At 45.6% G+C, this 23,664-nt stretch carries 20 protein-coding genes; 6 read left to right on the top strand and 14 right to left on the bottom strand.

Annotation, left to right across the window (positions count from 1 at the left end; translation table 11 throughout):
* Nucleotides 1-64 precede the first annotated feature (64 nt).
* From ACSX1A_RS07980 to ACSX1A_RS07965, 4 genes are all read right to left on the bottom strand, one after another.
* Nucleotides 65-943, bottom strand: coding sequence for an OmpA family protein (locus ACSX1A_RS07980; RefSeq protein ID WP_439883097.1), 879 nt, complete (start codon nt 941-943; stop codon nt 65-67).
* Nucleotides 944-1,041: 98 nt separating this feature from the next.
* A complete protein-coding gene (locus ACSX1A_RS07975) occupies nt 1,042-1,911 on the bottom strand; it encodes a methylated-DNA--[protein]-cysteine S-methyltransferase (protein WP_439883096.1) in 870 nt (289 codons plus the stop codon).
* A 103-nt stretch (nt 1,912-2,014) separates the two neighbouring features.
* Nucleotides 2,015-2,719 (bottom strand): tetratricopeptide repeat protein, encoded by a 705-nt coding sequence (locus ACSX1A_RS07970; RefSeq protein WP_439883095.1) that lies wholly within the window; start codon nt 2,717-2,719, stop codon nt 2,015-2,017.
* Between the two features lie 78 nt (nt 2,720-2,797).
* Entirely contained in the window at nt 2,798-3,523 is a 726-nt protein-coding gene (locus ACSX1A_RS07965; RefSeq protein WP_439883094.1) for a tetratricopeptide repeat protein, read from the bottom strand.
* A gap of 183 nt (nt 3,524-3,706) precedes the next feature.
* Between ACSX1A_RS07965 and ACSX1A_RS07960 the strand changes: the two genes are divergently transcribed.
* The 4 genes from ACSX1A_RS07960 to ACSX1A_RS07945 all read left to right on the top strand — a co-directional run bounded on the left by ACSX1A_RS07960 (nt 3,707) and on the right by ACSX1A_RS07945 (nt 5,712).
* Nucleotides 3,707-4,189: an RNA polymerase sigma factor gene (locus ACSX1A_RS07960; protein WP_439883093.1), complete on the top strand. Its 483-nt coding sequence runs from the start codon at nt 3,707-3,709 to the stop codon at nt 4,187-4,189.
* The gene (locus tag ACSX1A_RS07955; protein WP_439883092.1) at nt 4,179-4,727 is read left to right on the top strand and encodes a hypothetical protein; all 549 of its coding nucleotides are present in this window, start codon (nt 4,179-4,181) and stop codon (nt 4,725-4,727) included. Before ACSX1A_RS07960 ends, ACSX1A_RS07955 begins: the two co-directional genes overlap by 11 nt.
* A 95-nt stretch (nt 4,728-4,822) precedes the next feature.
* Nucleotides 4,823-5,251: a type II RES/Xre toxin-antitoxin system antitoxin gene (parS, locus tag ACSX1A_RS07950; protein ID WP_439883091.1), complete on the top strand. Its 429-nt coding sequence runs from the start codon at nt 4,823-4,825 to the stop codon at nt 5,249-5,251.
* Complete coding sequence (locus ACSX1A_RS07945) at nt 5,248-5,712, top strand: RES family NAD+ phosphorylase (protein WP_439883090.1); 465 nt, start codon at nt 5,248-5,250, stop codon at nt 5,710-5,712. The genes parS and ACSX1A_RS07945 overlap by 4 nt, the downstream gene beginning before the upstream one ends.
* A 26-nt stretch (nt 5,713-5,738) precedes the next feature.
* Here the strand turns inward: ACSX1A_RS07945 and ACSX1A_RS07940 are convergent, their stop codons facing one another.
* From ACSX1A_RS07940 to ACSX1A_RS07930, 3 genes are all read right to left on the bottom strand, one after another.
* Nucleotides 5,739-7,115 (bottom strand): MBL fold metallo-hydrolase RNA specificity domain-containing protein, encoded by a 1,377-nt coding sequence (locus ACSX1A_RS07940; protein ID WP_439883089.1) that lies wholly within the window; start codon nt 7,113-7,115, stop codon nt 5,739-5,741.
* A gap of 161 nt (nt 7,116-7,276) precedes the next feature.
* Complete coding sequence (locus ACSX1A_RS07935; protein ID WP_439883088.1) at nt 7,277-7,882, bottom strand: hypothetical protein; 606 nt, start codon at nt 7,880-7,882, stop codon at nt 7,277-7,279.
* Nucleotides 7,883-8,140: 258 nt separating this feature from the next.
* Nucleotides 8,141-9,202, bottom strand: a complete 1,062-nt coding sequence (locus tag ACSX1A_RS07930) for an N-acetylmuramoyl-L-alanine amidase family protein (RefSeq protein ID WP_439883087.1) — start codon at nt 9,200-9,202, stop codon at nt 8,141-8,143.
* Between the two features lie 410 nt (nt 9,203-9,612).
* Here ACSX1A_RS07930 and ACSX1A_RS07925 point away from each other — a divergent pair, with 410 nt between their 5' ends.
* A complete protein-coding gene (locus ACSX1A_RS07925; protein WP_439883086.1) occupies nt 9,613-10,599 on the top strand; it encodes an aldo/keto reductase in 987 nt (328 codons plus the stop codon).
* Nucleotides 10,600-10,691: 92 nt separating this feature from the next.
* On the opposite strand, the gene ACSX1A_RS07920 is transcribed toward ACSX1A_RS07925, so the two are convergent.
* The 6 genes from ACSX1A_RS07920 to ACSX1A_RS07895 all read right to left on the bottom strand — a co-directional run bounded on the left by ACSX1A_RS07920 (nt 10,692) and on the right by ACSX1A_RS07895 (nt 19,977).
* Nucleotides 10,692-11,450 carry a metallophosphoesterase gene (locus ACSX1A_RS07920; protein WP_439883085.1) on the bottom strand — a complete coding sequence of 253 codons (759 nt, stop codon included), beginning with the start codon at nt 11,448-11,450 and terminating at the stop codon, nt 10,692-10,694.
* A gap of 118 nt (nt 11,451-11,568) precedes the next feature.
* A complete protein-coding gene (locus ACSX1A_RS07915; RefSeq protein ID WP_439883084.1) occupies nt 11,569-12,192 on the bottom strand; it encodes a hypothetical protein in 624 nt (207 codons plus the stop codon).
* A 129-nt stretch (nt 12,193-12,321) separates the two neighbouring features.
* Entirely contained in the window at nt 12,322-15,219 is a 2,898-nt protein-coding gene (locus tag ACSX1A_RS07910) for a PD-(D/E)XK nuclease family protein (protein WP_439883083.1), read from the bottom strand.
* Between the two features lie 42 nt (nt 15,220-15,261).
* Nucleotides 15,262-15,696, bottom strand: coding sequence for a VOC family protein (locus tag ACSX1A_RS07905; RefSeq protein WP_439883082.1), 435 nt, complete (start codon nt 15,694-15,696; stop codon nt 15,262-15,264).
* A gap of 136 nt (nt 15,697-15,832) precedes the next feature.
* Nucleotides 15,833-19,234 (bottom strand): UvrD-helicase domain-containing protein, encoded by a 3,402-nt coding sequence (locus tag ACSX1A_RS07900; protein ID WP_439883081.1) that lies wholly within the window; start codon nt 19,232-19,234, stop codon nt 15,833-15,835.
* 203 nt (nt 19,235-19,437) lie between these two features.
* On the bottom strand, nt 19,438-19,977 hold the full coding sequence (locus ACSX1A_RS07895; protein WP_439883080.1) for a hypothetical protein: 540 nt from the start codon (nt 19,975-19,977) through the stop codon (nt 19,438-19,440).
* 655 nt (nt 19,978-20,632) lie between these two features.
* Between ACSX1A_RS07895 and ACSX1A_RS07890 the strand changes: the two genes are divergently transcribed.
* Nucleotides 20,633-22,462: a DEAD/DEAH box helicase gene (locus ACSX1A_RS07890; protein WP_439883079.1), complete on the top strand. Its 1,830-nt coding sequence runs from the start codon at nt 20,633-20,635 to the stop codon at nt 22,460-22,462.
* Nucleotides 22,463-22,769: 307 nt separating this feature from the next.
* Here ACSX1A_RS07890 and ACSX1A_RS07885 read toward each other — a convergent pair whose 3' ends face one another.
* The gene (locus tag ACSX1A_RS07885; protein WP_439883078.1) at nt 22,770-23,555 is read right to left on the bottom strand and encodes a DUF6544 family protein; all 786 of its coding nucleotides are present in this window, start codon (nt 23,553-23,555) and stop codon (nt 22,770-22,772) included.
* Nucleotides 23,556-23,664 lie beyond the last annotated feature (109 nt).

Below are 23,664 nucleotides of genomic sequence, written 5' to 3'. Positions count from 1 at the left end.
AGTACAGCATACAAAAGCCAGCCCTTTGGGGGCTGGCTTTTGTATTTCCTGAAACTATACCTGATCAGGTAGTCTCCAGTATTTGGAAGAGCTCATCCAGTTTCGGCGTCAGGATAATTTCGGTGCGGCGGTTCTTCTGGCGTGCCTCTTTTGTTTTGGCCTCATCCAGGGGTACATACTTAGAGCGCCCGGATGGAGTAACACGCGTCGGGTCTACACCGGCTTGTGTCAGAATGCGGGTGATCTCAGTGGCACGTAATACGCTCAGGTCCCAGTTATCAGACATGCCAACCGTTCCTTTCGCGATCGGCACATCGTCAGTATGGCCTTCTACCAATACATTTACATCCTGCTGATCCTTGATAACAGATGCCAGTTTTTTAAGTGCCTCTTCTCCCTTCGGATCAACTTTGGTTGAGCCTGAGTTGAACAGTAGCTGCTCTGCTAATGACACATATACTTTTCCGTTACGCACATTTATTGTCAGGTCTTTGTCGTTAAAGCCTAGCAATGCATTGCTAACCCTGTTTCGCAAATTAGCTACCGCTTTTTCTTTTTCATCCAGAATGCGTTGTAACTCAGCCAGACGCTGTTCACGTGCCTTTAAATCGGCATTTAAACGTTCGATCTGGGATTTACTCATGTTCAGGTTTTCACCGAGTGTTTTGCCTTCTTTCAAAGCTTGTGTCAGGCTCTTTTCATACTCCAGCTTTTGTTGCTCCAGCTGCGCGCGCTCCTCTTCCAGGTTAGTCTTCTCTTTTTCAAGCAGAGCTTTTTGCTCTTCCAGTGACATCTTTTCTTTTTCAAGACCAGCTTTGTCTATCTCCAGTGCGTTTTTTCGCGCTAAAAGGTCATCATACTTTTTCTTGGACACAACGCAGGAAGAAAGCGATATGGTCCCTGCCAACAAAATGACAGAAGCTCTTTGTAAGTTTTTTCTCATAAGGGTATTTTACTTTGGCTGAAAGTGTTCTAACAGGTCAGTAACAAATATAACAAAATATGAATGGTACCGAAACAGGCTGGCAATTAAAAGAAAAACTAAAAGAGGGGTAACTGCTTCGGCTCGTACGCATGTGTAGTATCTGCCCCTGATTTTGCGGCTTCCCAGCCAATCATCGCCATTTTGCGTTCACTGCCCCAGCGATATTCACCAATCCCTCCAATACTTTTAATTACCCGGTGGCATGGGATCAGAAATGCAATCGGGTTACTGCCAATAGCTGTTCCAACTGCCCTGCTTGCAGTAGGCCGACCAATTTCCTGGGCCAGGCTGGCGTAGGAGGTAAGGTATCCTTCCGGTATGCGCAGCAATGCTTCCCAAACCTTTAGCTGGAAAGGGGTACCCTGTAAATGTAACCTGATCTTTTGCTGAGACTTTTCGCGGGTATTATTCAAAAAATTACTCACCTGTTTGTGCAGTACCTCCTCCTGGGGCACCAAAGTGGCTTTTGGCCAGGCCCGCACCAGATCGTGCAGTGCAACTTCCTGCTCCTTATAAAAGTGGAGGTGGCATATGCCTTGTGCCGTAGAGGCTACCAGGTAAGGGCCGAACGGACTGCTGCCTGTACTGTAGCTGATCCTGAGCTGCTCGCCCTGTTGTTTAAAGGCTCCAGGAGTTACTCCCTCTATACTTAGAAACAGGTCATGCAGGCGACTGCTACCCGATAAGCCGCAAGCTTCAGCAGCCTCGGATAAGGTAGTGATCTTGGCTAAGGTTGCTTTGGCATGTTGCAGTGTCAGGAACTGCAGGAACTTTTTAGGGCTTACACCAGCCCATTCTGTAAAAACTTTTTGAAGGTGGAAAGGGCTCAGGCATACATGATCCGCTACTTCTTCCAAGCTGGGCTGCCGCTGTGTATTAGCCCGTATAAAAGCCATTGCGGCTGCAACTGTTTCGTAATGATTCATGGTTCAAAAAACAGAAATACGCTACATACTTACAACCCGAATCTTGTGGTTTTGCAACAGCAACTAATTAATAAGGCCCTGTGTTTCTACAGGGCCTTATTAATTAGTTGGTTACTGCGGCGGCGTCAGATGATTTAAAGACGCCCATTGGGTCTGGCATCTTCTCAACCAGGTCTGCAACAAAGGTATAGTCAATGGTTCTGAGGTCCAGGCTACGGCTCTTATGCAAGTACTCCCAGGCTTCAGCGTATTTCTTGGTATGGAATTTCACTACAGCAAATTTGTAGAGCGCATACGCGTTGGCCGAATCCGCTGCAACTGACTCTGACAGGTATTTATCTGCTTTACGCAGGTTCTTTTTCTTGTGCTTTTCCGTGTAAAGCGTAACATAGGAGGCGCCAATGTCGGCCAGCAGTAGTGAATTCTTAGGGTCTATAGCCAATGTTTTTTCATAAAAGCTAATAGCTTCCTGCTCATTTCCTTTTGCTGAGCTGATCAATCCGAATGCCCAGTAAGTATCTTTGTTGTTTGGGTTAAGCAACCATGCCAGGTTAAAACGGTACATGGCCGTGTCTACCTGCCCCTCGTTATAATACTCCCAGCCACGTTCCATAAAAAAAGCACTTGCCTCCTGGCGGTTTGTAAAGCTTTTATCACAGCTGGTCAGGAATTTCTCATCTTTTTGCTGCTGCTCTTCAGTTTTGGGTTTATTGCCAAACATAGGAAGCACAAGCGCACTTTGCTCCTGGGCAAAACTAACTGTAGCCGTAATAAGGACTGCCATTGCGGCAAAAAGTAATTTCTTCATGATGTGTTTAGGTCAGGTCTGGTACATGCGTTGCATGTGGAAGTATAAAAGTACTTTAAGGATATTTTATTAGCAAACTTAATGTTTCGGGGGAGTAGCGTAAACGCCCTGAGGATCTCTCTGCTTGTCGAGTAAGGCAGCAATAAAGGTCTTGTCTGCTATGTCTTTCTGCTTTTGTACACTCTTATGCAGATAATTCCACGCCTGACCGTAGTCACTGAGGTAATAACTGGTAATGGCAAGCTTATAATATGCGTCAGCCTTATCTGATGACAGCTTTAAGGCTTTTTCCAGAAGTTTTTTGCTCTGCATCAGGTCTTCCGGGCTGCTGGTTTCATAAAATCTGTTCAGGTGACTGGTGGCTACGTCAGTGAGCAGGCGAGGATTTTTATCGTCTTTTTCCAGTGCACGGTAAAGTATAAACAGCGCTTTGTCGTACTTCTTTTGTTGCCCGTAAACCTTGCCATATCCCCAGAAAACATCATTATTCGTGCTATCCATTAACCATGCACGGCCAAACAGGAAGGCTGCCGAATCAATTTTATTCGCATTAAAATTGCGTTGTGCCTGCAGTACATAATATTCTCCTGCCAGTTTCCTGTTCTTAAATCGTTTGGTGTCCTCTTTTATAAATTTCTGCTGACGTGCTTTCTGCTCCTTTGTTTTGGGTTGCTTTACAGGAACAACGTCTGCCAGAGTCAATATTGGTTTTTCAGGGCTATGGTGATTTTCTGTTATTGCATTCTGAGAGTTACAGGCACTTATCCCAACTAGCATACCAACAGCTACTATCCAATTCCGCATAATCTAATTTAAAAGTTTTGGGTACAACGCACAAGCATGAAAATTAGTGCAATGCAAAACACAACCAAGGGAATCTCTCCATTTGGAAATGCAGGAAAAGCGGTTGGGAAAATAATTTTAAATTACCTGTAAGAAACCAATGGCAATTGCAACTAATAAGGCAGTAAATCAAATGACACCATTATGAAGGATGCGTTTCTGGGGTTGATCACGCAGCATCAGGCAATTATACACAAGGTCTGTAAGCTCTACAGGGATACACCTGAAGACCGGCAGGACCTGTTTCAGGAGATCGTGTACCAGCTCTGGAAATCATACCCTGCATTCAGGCAGGAGTCTGGCATCACCACCTGGATGTACCGCATTTCCCTGAACACAGCCCTGGCTTCTTTTCGGAATAAGTCCACCAGCATTAACTACACCGACCAAGTGCCTGACCACATTTCAGAACAGGAGGAGCCGAATGAGCAGCAGGAGCAGTTATTTACCGCTTTAAAGCAACTCAATGAAGGTGAAAGAGCACTGGTGTCCCTGTTTCTGGAAGATTTATCTTATAAGCAGATGGCAGAGGTGCTAGGTATTAGCGAAAGCAATGTTGGTGTCAGGTTAAACAGGATCAAAAATAAGTTAAAGCTCATTATAAAGGAATACAGCCATGGATCTTAATCATTTGAAGCAAGGCTGGCAAAATGCCGGTACACAAGAAAAGCTAAGTCAGCAGCAGTTAGCGCAGATGACAAGTATAAACAGCCACCCTGTGTTGGGCCGGATCAGACGTAAGTTGGCTGTAGAGGCAGTGACTATAACAGTGCTTTTGTTCGTGTTCTATGATATTTTTGACGGAGACCAAAAGCCTGCTTATGCCTCTGTGCTGCTGGTATTGTGTGCTATTTTTTACCTGGCAAGCAATGTTTACAGCTATTTTACTTTAAAGAAGCCTATCACTTCTCTGAATATTCTGGACTCCTTGCAGCACTTCCTGTTGCAGCTGCAAAAAGCCAGGGTCTTCTCCCTTACATCGCTGGTGTTGTTTAGCGTGGGGTTGTGGGTATTCTTTTTCAGTGCATTACCTCTGGATGCGAAGCGGTTGCTGATCCTGGCAGGTATGGCAGGTGTTACGCTGGTCTTCTTCTATTTGTCTGCTCGTCTTTGGGCGCATTGGATCAGCCGCATCAGGCAGTCAGTTCATGAGTTGTCAGAATAGATTCAGGTAAACTGCCCTTATGAAAACTTATTTGCGACAATTGGCGTTTTATTAATGACAGGTTTCGTATATTTGAATCAATAAACCAGACCATTATGGGACAAGCCTTACAAATAGGGGATACGCTTAGCTATAAGCTGATAGATGACAGTGATGTATTTATGCTGATCAGCACGGTGCGTGAAGGAATAAAGTATGCTTTGTTTCAAAGTATAGCCGATAAAAGCCCCTTCAGTACCACAGAATGGTCTGGTTATCTGCACTTGTCTGAACGAACTTTTCAACGCTACAAAAAGGAAAAACGCAAATTTGATCCGCTGCACTCTGAAAAGATTCTGGAGATAACGCTGGTCTATAATAAAGGTGTGGAAGTGTTTGGCGATAAAGCCAATTTCGATGCCTGGCTGGAAGCAAAAAATGTTGCCCTTGGCGGTATTAAACCAAAAGAACTGCTGGATAATACGTTTGGCATTGGCTTGTTAAAAGATGAGCTTACGCGTATAGAGCACGGTGTACTGGCATGATCGTGTATCGCCTTAGCAGAGGCAAATTCAGGAATGATCTGTCAGGACGTGGGGCAGAGCTGGCGGGTGGCCGCTGGAACAGCAAAGGGATTGCCATACTTTATACCAGCGAGTCCATTGCGCTTTGTACAGTAGAAATAGCAGTCCACATGCCCCTGGGCATCGTGCCCTTGGATTATTACCTCGTGCGGATACAGTTTCCGGATAATATTAAAGTTAAGGAGCTGTCGGTAGCAGACTTACCTGAAACCTGGAAATCCTTTCCCCATCCTAATATCACTCAGGAAATAGGAGATAACTTCGTGCTCGAAGAAGAATACCTGGTATATAAAGTACCATCTGCCACAGTTCAAGGTAATTTTAATTACCTCATCAACCCCAGGCACAAAGATTTTAACAAAGTAACTGTTATGGATTCGGAGCTTTTTGATTTTGATAAGCGCCTGTTTGTAAAGGAATAAACAAGCTGCAATAGGAACGATAGGTTTTAAAGGAAGTAAACTTCATTCATTTCTGCAATCGTTACATCAAAGCCTAAGCTATCTGCTATTTTTAAGCGAAGGTCATCGCTGGCCTGAGGCTCTCCGTGGTTCAGGAACACCTGCTTTGGCGCTTCCTTAAAATGGCTCAGCCACCAGAGCAGATCCGCCTGATCGCCGTGCGCAGAGAGGGTATTTATTTGCTTTACCTCAGCCTGCACTTTATAGTAAGCCCCATGTATCTTTATCTCATCGGTACCGTTGCGCATCAGGCTTCCGCGGGTTCCGGGGGCCTGAAAGCCAGCCAGTAATACAGTATTCTTACTATCGCCAACAAGTTGTTCCAGGTAATACAGCACACGGCCTCCGGTAACCATACCGCTGCCGGCAATAACGATCTTCGGACCATGTTTATCCAGCACATGCAGCGTCTGCTCAAAATCCCGGATCACATGTACGTTGTGCATCATGGTCTCACATTCCGCATTTGTTAAACTATGCCATTCACGGTGGTGGAGGTACAGGTTTGTAACGTTGATACCCATAGGGGAATCGAGGTAAACGGGGATCTGAGGTATGCTTCTGTCTTCTTTAAGCGTGTTTATGAGCAGTAGTAGTTCCTGTGCACGTTCTACGGCAAAACTAGGGATTACCAGCACACCGCCTTTTTCAATCGTATGCAGCACCACTTCCTTCAGTTCTTCATAAACAGAAGTGTCGGCATGCAATCTGTCGCCGTACGTTGACTCCATGATAATGTAGTCCGCCTCATGGAGCAAAGCTGGAGGATCCATGAGCAGGGGTTTTCGCCTGCCAAGGTCTCCTGTAAATACAAACTTCTTACGCTGGCACTTCAACTCTACGATGGCTGATCCAAGTATGTGGCCGCTTCTCCTGAAACAAAACTTGAAGTCTTCGTTGATGATCACCCATTCGCCATCAGCATGGGTTTCGAAAAGGGGCATTGTATTGTTTACCTCCCTTTCGGAGTACAGCGGCTTGGCCGGATGGTGAATCGAGTAGCCAGACCTGTTTGCCAGCTGTGCATCCTCTTCCTGAATTCGGGCACTGTCTCTTAAAATTACCTCTGTCACATCCCGGGTCGGTTCAGTGGCATAGATCGGGCCGCTGTAGCCATACTTAACGAGCACTGGCAGATATCCGCAATGGTCGAGGTGGCCATGTGTAAGTATAACCGCATCAAGCGCTTCAACATCCAGGGGTGGTTTCCGCCAGTTCAGCAGCCGCAGTTGTTTCAGCCCCTGAAACAATCCGCAATCGATTAATACCTGGTGCTTTTCCGTTTTAATGAGAATCTTAGAACCGGTTACAGTGCCGGCACCACCTAAGAACTGGAGCTGAATAGGAGAGGGTTCTGGAGTCATGGTTATTCTTTACAGGTATTACTTTATGAATGCCAAAAAGTTAACTACCGGAAGTATAAACATAGTAGGGCCTCTGAAAAAGCGTGTAGTATGAACATATAAGAAAAGCAGCCACACCGGATTAAACCGATGTGGCTGCTTTTTAAGATAGTATAAACTCTTTACTGTCCGCGACCTGGCAGGTATACCTGTAAGCCAAAAGACAGGTTTAAACCAGACTGTCCACTACCAACCGAAATGTCTGCACTGGTGCGTGTATAGCCTAAAATTGCTTCAAGGGCAACGTTTTGTGCTACGAAATGTGCATAGCCAGCTCTCAAACCTATAACTGATGAAAAAACTGAATCACCTTCATCGTCTTCTTCAGAGCTACCTGCTATACCAGCAATCGCTTCTCCGAACCAACGGTGTGTCGGAGCGGCTCCCTCTGGAAAGTAGTAGCGCACAAAAGGGGTAAGTCCATAACGGAAAGTTTCACCGCCATCATATATATCCAGGGCCAACTGTACCTCTGTACCGATGGCAGCATTATCACTGATAAAGTAACCTGCCCTTGGATTAACGTTTAATGTGAAAAAATCAGATTTGAAGTTCATGCCAATGTTGGCAATGTTAGCGCCCACAATCCAATTACCCTCTCTTACAGCATCAGAAGCCACAGCTGCTGTGGTTTGCGGCCTGCGTTGCCTGATTTCTTCTTCGATCTGAGCAGAAGCGCTATAAGATAGTATTGATAAAAAAGTGAGTAGTAAAAATATTCGTTTCATAGTTAAAGTCTTTAGTAAAATTATTGCACCGGAATAGTGCGGATGCATTTCTTCTCTAAACGACCTGCCTATGATTTGGTTATAAAATATGGTGAATTGATGATGTAGGAGTGTATTCAGGTAGTAAAAATGAGTGTATGGGCTTAATTTGAAAATAACACAAATTGTACATTATTGCCTGCTGCTGATGCTGCTGAACGAATATATATAACACCTGCAGGGGGGCAAACATTACTCGACTACCTATAAAAAAAAACCTTATTTATCTCCTTTATAATCAGTAATTATACCTTCGCAGATCCAGTTCGCAAGTGCTTGCCTGTTATTAGGAATTACAAAGCGCCTTTGGTCCAAGTTGTTTCGGATGTTGCCAAGTTCTATGAATACCGTTGGAGGATAAGTATATTTAACAACGAATAGGCTGCTGCGGTGAGATACACTTCCGAAATAATCGCGGTTAGGCTGGTAGCGCTTATACTTGGCCGTAAATGTCTGGTGGATGTTTTCCGCCAGTTGCCGCCCGGCACTACTTTTTTCGTGGTGGTAAAAGAACACATCAATGTTCTGGCCTTTGCTGCGGCTGTCTACGTGAATGGCTAGCATTCGCTGATATGCTCCTTTGTGGTTGGCATAAAGGCTGTTGATGGCATTGGTACGTTGGCGCAGCCGTTCTACCTGGCTAAGAGAAATTGGTTTGCCAGAGTAATTGACTTCATCACGATCCATTTTGAGCACTGTTTCGTCCCGAATTCCGTCATTCTCATCCTGTATGATCATGTATACTGTAGCACCATGCTCCATCAGTCGTTTGGCCAGGCGAATGGTAACATCGTAAGCATATTCGTCCTCAGCAAGTTTATAAGGGCCATACGTTCCCACAGCTCCCGGATCTGGGCCACCATGCCCCCCAACCAAATAAAAAACAGCGCCTTTCAACTGCCTGTCTATGATCTCTACTCTGGCATGATCTTTACCAAAAAGTGGAACCTTTAGTGCAGTTGGAGAGCTGGTTTCTGCAGGAGCTACTTCGGCAGCCTCATTTGTTTTTTCTGGCGCAGTAGCGGTGGGCAGTAAATAGGTTCTCCCGGCGTACAAGCTGTTGTTCTCGCCAATATTGCCCTTGTTAAGCTTCAAAAAAGAATTCAGGTGCGAGAAACTGATGCCGTGGCGGCGTAGAAGCGTATAAATGCCGTCTCCAGGCTTTGCAACAACTTTTTGTAAGGTAGTTTGGCTAATAGCCTGTGAAGTGATAACAATAAAAATAAGAAAAAGGAATAAAGATCGCACAGCTACAGTTTTATCAACACAAAATATCTTCATGGCGATAATACTAAAAATGCCTGAATCAAAAAAGGAAAGAATGGAGCTTGTCCTGTAAAATAAGCTTCTGCACTTTCTCAAAACAGAATACAGCTAAGGCGAATGGAGAGGGGTGTGATCCGGTATAATGTTCAGTTTCATTTATTTATCTGTTTAAAAATTACGTTTAATGCAGTGCTTACACTCTGATGCATATTAACAATTGACCTGCCTACACGTAAATTTAAATTTATTTTGAATGAACGTCCCGGAAGACAAATCTTACTGTATCGGGCTTAATTACTCCTGTGCACCGGATGCTATTCAGAATTTATTAGAAATAGAGTTTACTAGACAACAGTAGTAGCAGCCAGAATTAACACTATATAAATTAACTAAACGAAGGGGATAACGCTCCTGAAAGGTAAATTATGGAAATAAGAAAGCTTGGTAATAAAGGATTAGAAGTCTCAGCCCTTGGCCTGGGATGTATGGGTATGTCGGATTTTTACAGTAACCGCAATGATAAAGAATCTGTTGCCACCATTCATCTTGCACTGGATAGGGGAATAAATTTCCTGGACACGGCCGACATGTATGGTGTTGGTGCTAACGAGGAGTTGATCGGGAAGGCAATAAAGGACAGAAGGGACGAGGTGGTGCTTGCTACAAAATTCGGCAATGTGAGAGGGGAAGACGGTAGTTTTCTGGGTATCAACGGAACGCCTGAGTATGTGCGAAAAGCTTGTGAAGCAAGCCTTAAGCGGTTAGGCACCGATCATATTGACCTCTATTATCAGCATCGGGTTGACAGGAACACACCAATAGAAGAAACAGTAGGGGCTATGGCCGAACTGGTAAAAGAAGGAAAAGTAAGGTATTTGGGGCTGTCAGAGGCGTCAGTAAACACCTTGGAAAAAGCCAGCAAAGTACATCCTATTTCAGCCTTGCAAACTGAATACTCACTGTGGAGTCGTGATGTGGAAGATGAGATATTGCCTGCATGCCGTAAGCTGGGGATTGGCTTTGTACCTTATAGCCCGTTGGGCAGGGGATTCTTGACCGGACAGATCAGAACCTTTGAAGACCTTGCTGAAGATGATTACAGACGTCATTCGCCCCGATTCCAGGGAGAAAATTTTCAGAAGAATATAGATCTGGTAAAAAAGATAGAAGAACTTGCTGCCCAGAAAAAATGCACACCGGCACAATTGGCTCTGGCGTGGCTTCTGGCGCAGGGGAAGGATATCGTACCAATTCCGGGCACAAAGCATCGGAAATACCTGGAAGAAAACCTGGGTGCACTGGACCTGTCCTTATCAGCAGAAGAGCTGCAGCAAATTGATGAGATCGCTCCCAAAGGTGTTGCTGCAGGAGGCAGGTATAGAGAAGAACAAATGGCGAATGTTAATATATAAGTGCCAATACGGCAAATGACGCAACGCTGTCATAATCACCAACAGGCTTTAGTAGCATCTTTACCAATAAAGCCTGTTGGTTTTTTACTGTGCTAAGGCAGCAGCAAATTATTTTTCATCATTTCCCAGCTCATACCATTTCTGCCTTCATGGTCCGGGTATAAGGTCATCACCCTGTCCGACTGCCATACTTCTTTACTGTCTATATCTGTGATTGAAAGCGATCCTGTAAAGGCGGCCCCGGTGTCTAATAGAATGACATTTCCCATCTCCAGAGGCTTTGTTAGCGTTTTATTGAATGAGATAGTAGGTGTATGACCTAGGTAAACAGCTTTAAACTCTTTTATCTCCGGCAACTTTTTCTGCATGTACTGACCATACATTTCAGTTATAAATTCTCTGCTCCAGAGTAAGGTATAGGCGTCATTTTCTTCAAGAGGTTTGGAGCTCTGAAAGCCGGCATGCACAAAAAGTATTTTATCATCGGTTTCATAAAAAAGCTGAGCCTGCTGTAGTAGGAGCAGGTGCTCCTTAGGCATTGGGTTTTGTACACCATAGGACTGTATGGTAGCTGCTCCCCCTTGTGAGAGCCACAGATCCAGCGAGGCTTCATCACCTGACATATTTCCGGAATAATACTCTAGTGCCCACTGGTCATGGTTGCCGAGTAAATAGGTCAGGTTTTTAACTGAAAGCAGGAGTTCTATGCATTCTTTGGTCTCAGGCCAGCCATCCACTACATCCCCGATAAATATCAGCTGGTCGTTTTCCTTGTCAAAGCCGCATCTCTCCATGCACTGGACCAATGCCCTATACCCGCCATGACAGTCTGATGTAGCAAATCTTTTCATATACTTATTACGGCAGCAGCCACAGATTGTGAATGGCCTAAAGGGATGATGAAATTATCAGCTATTACTGTGAGGAGCTTTAATTTAAGACAAAACTGATGTTAGGGAGTCTTGATCCTTATTGCACTTGATAACTGACCAGCTCCTGCCTGCGGGATAAATTTTCAGAACCGGAATAAAATTTATCAGACCTTAATAAGCCGACGGTGGGAGATACATAATCTTTTTGCCAGCTAGAACTGGATGTGGAAGAACCGGGAATAGAATATTGATGCTCTATAGTGAAAGTATAACTGGGGAAGGTGCCGGCTGCCACACTGACCGGAAGCAACTCATAGTTCCTGGTTGTAAGCAGCCATAGATTATAGTTCGGATACTGGTACATGTAGCCTATACCTCCGATAGAAGCACTTTGGTAGATCATGACAGCTTCATCTCCCGGCCTGTTAAATTTATTGAAGTACACATAGCCACTTGCACTATTCTGAACAATGGTCCTGTCATTTAAGATGTACCAGGTTGCACCGTGTATCACAGTATCCTTCACTACCGCCCTGATCAGGGAACTGTTGCTGATCTCGTTGCCATCAGAGTCAAAATCAGTTACCTTGTATACCCACTGATTGCCTACCTGCAAAGGAACCGTTTGCTCCACAGGAATGATATCCTCATTTTTACTACAGGAGAAAAGGAGGAGCGGAAGCATTACAATTCCTAATGCCTTAGTTACACGATTACCCATTATTCAGTATAAGTATGTTTGATTAGAGGAGCCCTCAAACATTAAATTGGTTGCTTTCAGGTAAAGAAATATAATTAAAATATGTAGCTCTTCCCAATCTACCAGGGCATAACTTCTACTAAATAGCATTTACCTTGCACAAATTCCCCGGTAGGCACACCACTGGCATACATCCAGGTCTTTTGTCTTCTGAATCGGCTCCTGAGGGTCCAGCATACGGCGCACAATATCACGGAGCAACTGCTCGGAAGCCTCCAGGAAACCTTTCTCCATCGCCTGTTCAAAATTGAACTCTGATGATAGCACCCCAGCGTCCAGGTTACGGAATGAAAGTATACCTGATTTCGGTACAATACGCTGCAGTTCTTCATGCTGCCCGTTGCGAAGTATAGATTCCGGGGATTCTGCCAGTATGCGCTGCAGAATGTACTCGTAGAGCCACAACTGGCGGGCTTTGGCATATTTAGGGTCAGTGGTAAAGTGCAGTTCCACATCTTCCGGCTTCACCCGTAGCTGGTTTTGTTCTACCTTACCGGTTTTATAATCTATAACCCGAAGTGTATGGCCCGTAAGGTCGATACGGTCTGCTTTACCGGCAATTCGAACCATTATCGTTTCATCTCCTACCTGCACAGGCAGGGTGGTGGCCAGCGTTTCTTCCAGGCGCAGCACATACAGGGGCAGCTCGTCAGACTGCTTCAGGTTTTCGAGGTATTTTTCCAGCACCTGTACCGCCACTTTGTAAAGCAGGTAGTTCATGCCACGCTCCGGTTTGGCACCGCGTGTTACCTTCCTGAATTCTGACTTTACTTTATCGGGTAGCTCCTGCAGCATCGCTTCCACATGCGGAGCTTCTATAGGCTTGCCATCCTGGGCAAAGGGTTTGAAGAAATCTTCCAGCACCTGGTGCACAATGGTTCCGAACTGGTCGGCTCCCAATTGCTCCTCCACTTCCTCTATCTCCTGCATTTTAGCGATGCGCGTAAAGTAGTACTGGAGGGAGCAATTCACATACATGTTCAGGTGCGAAGGGTAAAGTCCTTTTTCAAGCTCCTTCTTTATCTGAAAGATAGTATTCTCATCTTTTTGAATCAGGATATCTTCCTGATAGGCCCGCGTTTGGACCTGCTCCACGGCGGCAGTCATATCCCTGAAACGGATGCGCGGGTTACGCAGGGCCAGGTCGTTTTGTAACTGCAGTATAAAGCGGCTCTTTTCTCCGGAACCGTAGGTATCCGAAGGCAGCACATAAAGCAGGTTTACCCGCTTGGCACGCTGCAGCAGGCGGTAAAAGTTATAAGCCGTCGCGCCTTCGTTTTCGGCATATGTTGGTAAGCCAAACTGTTTCAGCACGTCGTAAGGCATCAGCGATTCGTGGCGTTTTGGGGCCGGCAGCACGTTCTCGTTCACTGAAAGTATGATCAGGTTCTCAAAGTCCAGGGCACGGGTTTCCAGCATACCCATGATCTGTACATCCGAGATAGGTTCGCCGCTAAACGGCAGGCGTGTTTGCCCGATCAGCTCGTAGAGGAACTTCTTAAAGCTGCGTACCGATATCTTTTGCTCACGGCAGTCGAAAATTGTATCCAGGCGCTTTACCAGGGTGTAAAAAATATAGAGGTACTCTGTTTCAATGGTGTTATGGCCGTGGCTGTACACACCGCGAAGCATTTCGATGAGCCGGTACATGGCATCGATAATATCATCGCAATCGCGCCAGGTCTGGAACAGGATCTCGAAGAGCGGGTGGTGTTTACTCAGCTCCAGTAGCTCCTCAGCCCGGATCAATACCTTGTTTTCCTGCACCATTTTATCCAGCACCGTCTGGATCATGCCATGATATTTTTCCTGTGCCGGATCATCGTTCAGGTGCAGTTCATACCTGCGGATAAAGGGGTGTGTTAGTAGTTTGGTAACCGACAGGTGGTGGTATTGATGTACTTTATAACCCGTGTCCTGCAACTGGGTAACGCCGGTAAGGTGCACTTCAAACAACAGGTCGATGAGGTTGAACAGGGGAGTACCCTTAAAGCTTAAACCCATCGTCACGTTATAGGTCGGGATATCATCCGGAATAGAGTGCAGCACGGGTAGTAGCAATGTTTCGTCGGGCAGGACGATAGCTACCTGTGCATGCTTGTCCTGTTCCCGGATCTCCTGCAGCAGCTGGCCTGCCAGTTTGCCCTGCATGCTGGCATTGGCCACCCCGATCACATTTATCTCTTTCTCGTCGGTGAGCAGTAAGTTTTGCTGCCAACGCCATTCCGGAAGTTTCCAGGTACTTTTATACTTTCTCAGGTAGCTGCCTGCCCTGTTCGGTGTGCCTTCTTCCATGTAGAAATCGTCGCTATCGAACAGTACTTCGGCTTTATCATGCTTCAGCAGCGTTTTAATGATCTTTTCCTCAGAAACAGTTAAACTATTCAGACCGATGAAAATGAACTGAAAACATTCACTTTCTTTGGCGATTTTATCGATGTTTCTGGCCACATGCCGGAAAGCCATACCTGTGTAAGCCTGTTTGTTCTCCAACAAGCGCTTTTGTAGGTTGTGGTATGTTTTCTCAATATTGTACCAGAGGCTGAAGTACTTGCGCAGGGTGGGGGAGATCTCCTTGCCCAGGAATTTCGGGTCCCAGCGTTCCAGGGCTTTTGCTTCTGTCAGGTACTCGAACAGTTTACCAGTATCCACCAGGTTCTGGTCTATTCTGCTGAAGTCATCTAAAAGGGTACCCGCCCAGGTAATGAACTGGTCAAAATCCAGTGTGGGGTCCTGCTCGCGCATCAGGTCATATAGCTCCAGCTGCAGATTGATAGGCTCCACCACGTCTGTTTTTGCCAGCTTGCAAATGAAGTCTTCCATGGCATACACTTCCGGCGACCAGATAGGTTCTGGCGCAGCCTGAGCTAATGCAGTTTTAAAGAAAAAACTTGCTCGCCTGGATGGCAGCACGATGCACAGGTCGCTGATGTTGTCTTTATACTTCTCGTAAATGTACTTCGCCGTTAGCTCTAGGAAAGTCTGCACTTGGGTAATTAATTATGAATGAGTGGTAGTGTGAATTTATCCTTAATGGATTGATGGCAATTTTGTGTTACCATCATCATCCAAAGGTAGAAAAGGGTTGTAAGCTATCTCCCAAAGGTTATCATCAGGGTCGGCGATGTAGCCGCTGTAGCCGCCCCAAAAAACTTTTTCAGGGCTTTTTACCACGCGTGCGCCTTTCTCTTCCAGTTGAGCCACCAGTTCGTTTACTTCCTGCTCTGATCGCATGTTATGGGCTAAAGAGTATCTTCTGAATCCGCTGCCGTCAGGTTCTACACCGGCGTCATCAGCCAGCGACTCCTGTGGGAAAAGAGCCAGCTGTATCCCGTTAAGCTGGAAGAACACGATGCCTTCGGTGCTGCTTTCTGTGGGCTTCCAACCGAACACATTCAGGTAAAAATCCCGTGAACGCTGCAGGTTCTTCACCCCAATGGTGATGATCGTTAATCGTTGTTCCATGTAATTTTAATTATCAGTGCCTTTTATACTTTTACTATCTCGATTGCGCTTATACTTCCTGAATCCAACCAATGACCTTAGGTATAATATCATCCAAAGATTCAAACCTGATCCGGTGAGAGCACATATTTATTTTTTAAAGTGCCAGGCCTAATTGCTGTGCAGGTTTTCCGCCGTAGTTCCACTCCAATACCTGTTGCGTATCAAAATAGTAGAGCAGGCATTTGACTTTGGTATAGCCCAGCTGGCGGAACCGTACTGCATAATGATCCAGTTTATTGCGGTGCTCCGGCTCGGGCGGCGGCACTTTAAACTCTATCAGCACAACGGTGTCGCCGTCAAAAACAATACGATCTGGCTTATATAAATAGGCGCGGGCATCCAGCACTTCCTTTTCATGCTCCACTACTACCTGGTTTGAGAAAAACCGGGCGAGTTGCGGATGCTTTAAAACAACTTCCAGCTTCTCACGCAGTTCTTTTTTATCCCTTTCACTGATAATGCCTTCATACGCCATTTGCCGCAGCACCTGCTCCAGTTCGGGGGCAAAAGCGATACGGGCCAGGGCAAAATGCAGCTTCCGGTTTAGTTGCCGCTGTTTAGTTTGCGTCTCAAAATCAAATACGTTGTTGGCGTGCTGCTTTATCTTTAAGCGCTGCTCCCAATCCGTAGACACCAGGTGGTCCAGGGAATAAGTTGCGTGTAAAGCAGCATGTTTATGTGCTACCTGCGGATTTCCTTTAGACAATTGGTAACAACGTTTGCCAAACGCCCACATTTCCTTGTGCACCAGGTAACGGTACAGCAAATGACTTACGTTCTTTGCCTGCCCGTCCAGCTTAGGTGCCTTACGCTCTTCCAGAAGGTCTTTGGCATTGCCGATCAGGTAGAGCCTGTCTATGGGGCGGGTGAGGGCTACGTACAGCATGTTCAGGTTTTCGATAAAGGTCTTCTCTATCTCGGTGCTGTATTGTTTTGTAAGTATGGTATTCTCTAGTTTAGAACTTATGTTAACTGCAACGCTCCTTAGCTTGCCTGTTACCGAGATATCTTCAGGCAAATGGCTCCACATCAGGGAGCCTCTTTTCGGCTCCGTACCCCAGTCAGCAAAAGGGATGATAACGATAGGGTAAGCCAGTCCTTTGGACTTGTGTATACTGGTAATGGTAACGGCATCCCGGTCCTTGGGCGTGTTGATGCTGAGTTTCTCCTTCTGAACATCCCAGTAAGCCAGGAAGTTGTTGAGGTTGTTGCTGTGCTTCAGGCTATACTCCAACACCAGGTCCAGGAAGCGGAAGAGGTATTCGCTCTCGTTGTTCTTACCCAGCAGTTTAAAGATGCGGATCAGCTTTTCTGTCAGCTCATAAATAGAGAGGTTGCCTGTTTCGCGCTCCTGCACATCAAAGCCGAACACCCGCAGCTGGTCGAAGAATGACTGGTTCTCGGCATCGTTGGCAATGTCAGCAATGGTTTGCGTCATGCCAACGTCCGGTATTGTATCCAGTGACACCTTACAAACAAGATACAAAGCCTCAGATTTTGCCAGGGTGTCATTGGGCCTGTTAAATACCCTGAATAGCGCAATGATCAGGTTAATGACCTCGGCAAACTGCAGCGAAAGAGAGTCCTGTGAGATAATATCAAACTTGCGCTCTTTCAGGAAGTTTGCAATCAGCTTACTTTTAACATTGGTACGGCAAAGTATGGCTATGTCTTTTAACGTATACCCTTCAGCAATTGCCTGCTTTACCAGCTGCAGCACCATGTTCAGGGTGCTCTCATCATAGGTCAATACCTGGTGGCGCGTATAGCCTTCATACAGTTCTTCTGTTCGGCTGCAGGTGTCCAGGTCATATTTATAGTTATCATCATCATCGTGTGTGAACATTACCTGGATATGTCCGCCATTGTTCTGGCTGCCATGTGGTACTTTCTGCTTGAAATCTTCGTCGTAAATGGACGTAAATATGCCAAACTCCGGGTGCCCTTCGCTGATAAAGGTGAAAAGCTCGTTGTTAAAGTCAATGATCTCGGAGCGGCTGCGGTAGTTGGTTTGCAGGTTGTCCGGTTGCAGGGCCTGGTCCACGGATTCGTACCGCTCTTTAATGAGCGGGCCGTGGCGGCGGTTTTCGTAAAGCTGCTTTGTGGACCCTTTGTACAGGTGCAGAATCTGCTCCATTTCACCTCCCCGCCAGCGGTAGATGGCCTGCTTGGCATCACCCACCACCATACTGAAATAACCGGAAGCCAGCGCATTGTCTACCAGCGGTAGCAGGTTATTCCACTGAAGCACAGATGTATCCTGAAACTCGTCGATAAGGATGTGGTTATACTTTTCGCCCAGTCTTTCATAGATGAAAGGAACCGGTTCCTGCAGCACAATATCAATAATGCGTTTATTGAATTCCGAAATGTGAACCGTATTCTTATCCAGTTTTATCTCCTGCAGGCATTTTTCCAGCTCATTCAGCAGCGATACCTTGTACAAATGCGGTACGATCTGCTGAATTAAGGTGTAGGTGCCGGCAAACTGTTCCTTTATACTTTCAATGTGGAAGTAGAGGTCGGTGAGCTGCTGCCGGATACCATCTATCTGGCTTTTTGTAAAAGCGCTGGCTTTGCCACCATACCATTTCTCTTCTTCTATAGTTTTCTGCGCGTTGCTGTTGCCGTAGTTAAGATCAATGTCCTTTTGCGTCCATTTGTTGAAATAGCTCCAGATACCGCGGGTGCTCTGGTAAAAATCGGCAGGGGAGAGGTCGGCATTCGCAATAAGTTGCATAGCCTGATTTCCAGGTTCCTGTACTGCTTCCTCAATCTGCTGCTTTGCCTCAAACAGTTGCTCCCGTACCAGTTTAAAGTCCTCCAGACTAAGCTTTTGCAGGTCTGTTATTGCCTCGTACACCTGTTCGTTCAGCAGGTTACGGGCAAAATCCATCAGGTCGTCGGGCAACATGGTCCAGCTTTTCCCCTCCCGTGCTTTTTCCAGCGCATAGTGCTCCAGCGTCTGGGAGAGCAGGTCGTCTTTTGAATCTGTTATTTTATCGAGCAGTAACGAAACAGCTGTTGTTAGCAAGGCATTGGAGTCCAGGTCTACTTCGAAATTGTGGGGGATGTTCAGTTCACGCGTAAAGGCCTGTACTATCTTATTTACAAAGCTGTCGATGGTGCTTACCGAAAAGTCGGAGTAGTTATAGAGTATCTGCCGGAACAGGTTGGCTGCACGTTGACGCACTTCCACTTTGTCGAGCATCTCTTCCGGGTACTCTGCCTGTAGCTCTTTTGTGATGGTATCGAGCAATACTTCGCTTTTGGCTTTTTCTTTCTCCGGAAGGCTCTCATCGTTAAAATTCCGAAGGGCGGCCAGGATGCGCTCTTTCATTTCGGCGGCGGCATCGTTTGTGAAGGTGATAGCCAGCACAGAGCGGTAATAGTCCGGGTTGGAAGTATGTAAAGCGAGCTTGAGGTATTCCTTTGTCAGGTGATAGGTTTTGCCTGACCCGGCAGAAGAAGAGTATATCTTGAAAAGAGATGGCATAAACTAAAGTATCTATACTTTAAAGATACACGTTAGCAGGGCCACCTCGCAAGTATAAATAAAAAGATTTCTTTAGAAATTTATAAGGCTGTCAGAACCATTAGTTTAGTTGTGGCTTCTTACCTGTGCTTTCAGGAAGCCTGTAAAAAGAAGAAGCCACGCTCCTGTCCGGAATGTGGCCTTCTTTCTTTATGTTTTGGCTTCTAAGCGTAAACAGCTTCTTCTGCTTTAACTTCAGGAGTGTTCTTTGATGCAAAGTCATTCACGCAAACATGGTACATGATGCGGGCCATTGACACGGAGTAGTCAGTGATTACGCAATGCTGCTGCTCGGCGCTCATCAGGGCCTTGCTACTGCCCAGGTTAAACTTGCTCAGTTCCATTACTTCATCAAAGTTCTGGCGCAGCATTTTAAGGGCTTTAAACGAAGGTTCGTTGTAGTACATTGGTATCACCTGGCAAACAGCATAACTGCCATTGGCGCGTTCTTTCTTGATCATCTGGCAGAGCGACTCCACGTTGGTTCGGTCTAGGTCAGAGATGACCACAAAAAATACTTTCTTCTGATCGGGGTTTGCTGTTTTCGCAGCAGGACTTCCAAGCAGCATGTTGCGCTTGATCTTAGTGCCTTGCAGGAAAGACTCATCCTTGAGAATTTTGTTGTGAATTTTAAACGCTAGCGCTCCAGAGGCTATCAGGTTAAAATCTTTGCCTTGTGTTGAAATTTTGGAAAAGTGTAACATAGAAAAAAATAGACTAAAGGGTTTAAGGTTTTATTTAACAAGCTTCTTGATACAGGCATTATTTGCCCGAACGTCTGGTCTCATTAGCTTAGGTAAATAGGTTTGTCACACGGAGTTATAGAGTGGGGATACGGGTAGCGGTAATCTTGGTTATAATTTTCATAAGGGTAGTATAGGTTAATGAGTTAGGTTTCAAATTCGCGTTTCGTGTGTGTACGTTCACTAACATTAAACAATTAGAATATATCAGCTAAAATGGTGAACGTACCATATTTAAGGGTAAACTGCTGCTTTTAACGTGTGAAAAATACTTATAGTTACCTATTCTAATAAATAATGTAAATATTTATGACAATTTATAAAATAATTATTAGTATAATGAAATAATCGTTAATTTCAAGTGAAAGCATCTTTTATCAGGGTGAATAGCAACTGGGGTAGCCTAAAACTTTGAAAAAGGGCTCAGAATAGTTAATCTCATTTTTTGTTCGTATCTTTGCGGCCGATTTGGATACGGTCTGATATACTGTATAACTGGATGCACCATCTGTTGGCCCTAGTTGTTTTTAGTTTGTCGTGTCGCGCTCTTTTGCAGAGTTAAGGTTGAATAGCGGACTGCCTCCAGATGTGTCATATTAAGTTATTAAGTAGTTAGATGAACAAAATCAGATTTGAAGAACTTCCGCTTTCGCCGGAAGTCCAGCGTGCTATCGCTGACATGGGCTTCGAAGAAGCCTCTCCCATCCAGACAGCAGCAATCCCGGTTGTATTAGAAGGAAAAGACATCATTGGTCAGGCCCAGACGGGTACTGGTAAAACAGCTGCCTTTGGTATACCTACCATCGAAAGCATCGACCCAACTGACAGAAGAGTACAGGCGTTAATTCTGTGCCCTACACGCGAGTTGGCAATACAGGTTTCAGGAGAGATCCAGAAACTGGCCAAGTATAAAACCGGTATCAGTGTTGTGCCTATTTACGGCGGACAGCCATACGAGCGCCAGCTTCGCGCCCTTAAGCAGGGTGTGCAGATCGTGATCGGTACGCCAGGTCGTGTAATGGACCATATCGAGCGTGGTACGCTTGTATTAGATAACGTGAGCAAGATCATACTTGACGAAGCGGACGAAATGCTTGACATGGGTTTCCGTGAGGATATCGAGTATGTACTGGAGCGTATTCCTGAAAATCGTCAGACCATTTTCTTCTCGGCTACTATGTCGAAGCCGATCATGGAGATGACAAAGCGTTATCAGACAGACCCTGTGTTGGTAAAGGTGGTTCACCAGGAACTGACCGTAACCAATATTGATCAGTCATACTTCGAGGTTCGCAGCAGCATGAAGCAGGAAGTACTTTCCCGCTTGCTGGACATGTATAACCTGAAGTCAGCCATAATATTCTGTAACACGAAGCGCATGGTAGATGAACTGGTATCGAACCTGCAGGCCCGTGGCTATTTTGCCGATGGTTTACATGGCGACATGAACCAGAACCAGCGTTCTAATGTGATGGGCAAATTCCGTAACGGCACACTGGAGATCCTGGTGGCTACTGACGTTGCGGCCCGTGGACTGGACGTTGAAAATGTGGAGGCAGTATTTAACTACGACCTGCCACAGGACGAAGAGTCTTATGTACACCGTATTGGCCGTACCGGTCGTGCGGGTAAGTCTGGTAAGGCATTCTCTTTTGTAGGAGGCCGTACAGACGGTTACAAGCTGAAAGATATCATGCGCTATACCAAAGCGAAGATCGTTTTACAGCAGGTACCATCTTTGGAAGATGTAAACGAGATCCGTACAACCCTGTTCTTTGGTAAAGTGAAGGAAGTGCTGGAGAAAGGCCATTTGGCGAAACACGTTGCCCGTATTGAGCGCTTCGTGAATGAGACCGAAGGCTATACTCCTCTTGATGTTGCTGCCGCGCTGCTTAAAATGAGCATGAAGGAGGAAAAAGTGAAAGAGAAGGGCGCTGAGGCTGAGAAGAGCATGCGTGCGACTCCGGAAGGCATGGATCGCCTGTTCATCACTATTGGTAAGAAAGACAGAGTGCATCCACGCGATATCATCGACCTTTTGAGCCAGAATGCAGATATACCGGCAAACAGAGTTGGTGACATCGACCTGTACGACAAATTCAGCTTCGTGGAAGTGCCTTCAGAATATACTGCAGATATCCTGCAGCGTGTTGGCAGAATAGAAGTAGATGGCCGTATGGTTGTGGTTGAAAAATCAGACAAGAAAGGCACCAAAGAGAAAAGCGAACGCTCAGGCGGTGGTGATGACTTTGGTTTCAATGGCCGCTCCGGTGGTGAAAGACGTCGCAGTGGCGGCGGTGGCGGCTCGTTCAGAGACCGTGACCGTGGCGGTGACAGAGGTGGCCGTGGTGGTGATAGAGGCGGAGACAGAGACAGAGGAAGCCGTGGCGGTGACAGAGGTGATCGTGGTGGCGACAGAGGAGGTTTTAGAAAAAGAAGATTCTAAAAAATCCATAAGTCTGTAACCTGCCAGAGTTGCCGGCGTATATAAATACATACACAGTTCAGAAGTGTGAAAAGCTTTTGAATTTGTAAGAATAGGCTGACTTGAAACGTCAGCCTATTTGTTTTTATACCATTTTACGTCCGGGAACAGGTAAATAAAATAAATTTTATACTTGCCGTAACCTCCTGCTAAACCAAGGCGTAATAAGAGTATCATAAAAAGGTTGGAAGATTAAGCTGACTGTTTACGCAGTTAGATATAGAAGGGTGAAATCAGACGGATTTCACCCTTCTTGCTTTTAATGGCATTACAGTTCCTCGGTACTGGTGATGCCATATTTTATTTCCCTGATAGTTCCTTTAAAATAAGTATAGTCCCCTTCTGGTAAGTGCCAGGTGGCTGCCAGCACTGTTGGATAGCTGTACCCATTGATCTCCTGATAGTTCTCAAGAGTGGCTGACCATTTATGGCAACTATAGTTTACTCCGTTAGTCGAAAAGTAGCGGTCATCGGTTTCAAACCGGAAAATTTCATGCTTCTCGTTGAAATAAAATAAGCCGCTTACGGTAATGCCTGCATTGCTTATAGTTCCCTTTAGGGTTTGCGTGTCAACCTCCTGCCAACTAATGTTATTGTTTAATATGGCAGATGGCAGCAGCACGGATTCTGAAAGGTAAGTTACAAGGGCAGCTTTATTCATCTGGGGACCTTTGGCATCAGTTACAGTAAAACCAGCCATTTTGATAAGCATGTTACCGCTGCCATCCTGGTACTTGTCTTTACCTGAAAAAGGTATCAGTCCAAAGATCTTACTTTTCATCAGCGCTATCCTTGTTGGCGAAATGGAAGAATTGAATTGTATACAACTCATGCTCAACCAGTCGCGGTCAGGTTTCATTTTGATCTCAGCATGATCGTAAGCAATAAGGCAGTTAAGTGCCAATGGTTTGTTTATGTGGCCGCTTTTTTGGAGGTAATTCTTCATTAAATCAGGTAATGCGCTTAAAGTATCTGACGACAACTCACCTTGTAAGGCAGGGCCTTTTTGTAGTTCGCTCTGAATTTCCTGGATGAAAAGTTTGTAAAGCTGCATAAGCCGTTTTTTTATTAGGTGAGGTAGCTACTGAATACTTAACCGCCATTCTTAAACAAAGAAAGGAGCCGAGGCTCCTTTCTTTGTTTAAATTACATACAGATCTGAG

The organism is Pontibacter sp. MBLB2868, from assembly GCF_051904785.1.
GTDB lineage: Bacteria > Bacteroidota > Bacteroidia > Cytophagales > Hymenobacteraceae > Pontibacter.
The sequence above is the reverse complement of the archived record's forward strand: the minus strand, read 5'-3'. Positions and strand labels throughout refer to the sequence as shown.